We start from the raw sequence: 2208 nt of genomic DNA, 5'->3' as shown, positions 1-2208 counted from the left end.
CCTGCCACAACTTGTTTTGGGCATGGCGTTTGGTTGGGCAATTCCAATGGCTTACGCGGCACAGGCGAATCAAGTAGACAATATTGTCTGGTTACTATTTATGGTGAACATATTGTGGACTATCGCTTACGATACTATGTATGCGATGGTTGACCGTGACGATGACCTAAAAATAGGAATAAAATCTAGCGCTATTTTATTTGCAAAACAGGACAAGTTAGTTATTGGCCTTTTGCAAATAGGTAGCTTGCTACTGCTTATTTGGTTAGGGATTATAGAGCAGTTAGGTGTTTTATATTATTTAGGTTTGTTGATTGTTTTAGTACTGTTTATCAGGCAACAGATAGCAATAAAAGAACGCGATAAAAAAGCCTGTTTTAAGGCTTTTTTGGATAATAATATGGTTGGTTTTGTTATCTTTATCGCACTGTTTTTGAGTTACTTATAATAATTGTAATCAAATAGCAAAGTCAAAACATGCAGGACTAAAGTCCCACTTCCAAAGCCATATAATCACAACAAACAACCTAACAACCTGGGCCACATTCCATGCATTGGTTGATCATGGCAGATCCCAATTTCAGTTTGGCGTTCAAATCACGCAGTGCAGTACGCACCCCTTCTTCAATAACAGGGTGATAAAATGGCATCTCTAACATTTGTGAAATAGTCATTCTATTTTGATGTGCCCATGCTAATAAGTGCGCTAAATGCTCCGCCTGTGGACCTATCATCTCAGCGCCTAATAAACGCCCTGTGCCATGCTCTGCATAGATATGTAATAAGCCTTTATTTTTTAACATCACACGACTGCGACCTTGATGTTCAAAAGAAACAATGCCTGTTTCAAAACAACCACAGCTACCGAGTTTTTCCATTACCTGTTTACGGCTTAGGCCTACCATTGCTAATTGTGGATCAGTAAATACAGCAGCAATTGAACTACGGCGTAAACCCACACGGATATTTGGGTATAACCCTGCATTGCTACCCGCTATTTTTCCTTGATCGGCGGCTTCATGTAATAACGGTATTTGATTACTGGCATCGCCCGCTATGAATATATTTTCAATAGACGTTTGCATGGTGAATGGATCCGCAATCGGTACACCCCGATCATCATTTTCGATGCTGAGATTATCTAATCCGAGGTTATCAACATTGGCCCTACGACCCGTTGCAGCTAATACGTACTCAACCAATTTAACTTGCTCTACACCTTGCTTATCAATATAGGTAATCTGTACTGCATCGCCTTTACGGATCATCTCTTTTACCGTGGCATCTGCATCTAAATAGAACTCATCTGAGAATGTTTTCTGTGCGTAAGCCATCACATCAGGATCGGTAAAAGGCCCAACTTGCCCCCCCATACCAAACATTAATACTTCAACCCCTAAACGGTGCAATGATTGGCCTAACTCTAAACCAATCACACCGGGCCCAAATATTGCAATTGATTTTGGTAAGTCCGTCCAATTAAAAACATCATCATTAATAATAAGCTTGTCACCTAACTCATTCCAAACAGCAGGATAGCTTGGGCGAGATCCTGTTGCGATAACAATTCGCTTAGCAGTCAATAATGTATGATCATCTATTTGTAACTCAGTTTCACTAATAAAAGTCGCCCTACCAATGAGTTTATCTTGCTCAGGAAGTCCATCAACAGCATCCATAACAAAACCAACAAACCGATCTCTTTCATCGCGAATGCGCTGCATCACTTTTTGCCCATCGATACGTACTTCACCCTCAACAAACACGCCAAATGGGGCAGTATGCATCGCGGAGTGTGCGACTTCTGCGGCAGCAATTAATAATTTACTCGGCATACAGCCCACACGCGCACAGGTTGTGCCAAATTGACCACCTTCAATCAATATCACTGATTCTGTTTTTTCTTTGGCCGCACGATACGATGCTAAACCCGCAGTTCCACCACCAATAATGGCGACATCTACAGTTAACTTTTTCATGGTAATTCCATATTTTGGGTATAAAAAAAGCGCAGACTCCAAGAAGTAAGCGCTTGAAAGAGGGGATTAATCTGACTAAGGATCGGCTTCACAATTACTTGCGCTTTTGTTTTCAAAATAACCAGTCATTTAGAATTGGCTTCAACATTACTTGTGATTTTGTTTTTAAAATAGCCAATCACTTAAGGCTTTTTGGAAACAATTTATCGCAAGTTATTTTGTAACGATT

At 40.4% G+C, this 2208-nt stretch carries 2 protein-coding genes; one reads left to right on the top strand and one right to left on the bottom strand.

Annotated elements, in window-relative coordinates; translation table 11 throughout:
• Positions 1–448 (top strand): UbiA family prenyltransferase (locus tag G322_RS0118850; protein ID WP_028866749.1); only part of this gene is annotated, 448 nt, incomplete at its 5' end.
• A 79-nt stretch (positions 449–527) separates the two neighbouring features.
• Here G322_RS0118850 and G322_RS0118845 read toward each other — a convergent pair.
• A complete protein-coding gene (locus tag G322_RS0118845; RefSeq protein WP_022943220.1) occupies positions 528–1979 on the bottom strand; it encodes a dihydrolipoyl dehydrogenase in 1452 nt (483 codons plus the stop codon).
• Positions 1980–2208 lie beyond the last annotated feature (229 nt).

The organism is Psychromonas hadalis ATCC BAA-638 (assembly GCF_000420245.1).
In the GTDB taxonomy this organism is placed as follows: domain Bacteria; phylum Pseudomonadota; class Gammaproteobacteria; order Enterobacterales; family Psychromonadaceae; genus Psychromonas; species Psychromonas hadalis.
The sequence above is the reverse complement of the archived record's forward strand: the minus strand, read 5'-3'. Positions and strand labels throughout refer to the sequence as shown.

What these genes read in the sequence shown, in the direction of transcription:
- G322_RS0118845 (WP_022943220.1), bottom strand. Translation starts at nt 1,979, where the DNA reads ATGAAAAAGTTAACTGTAGATGTCGCCATTATTGGTGGTGGAACTGCG.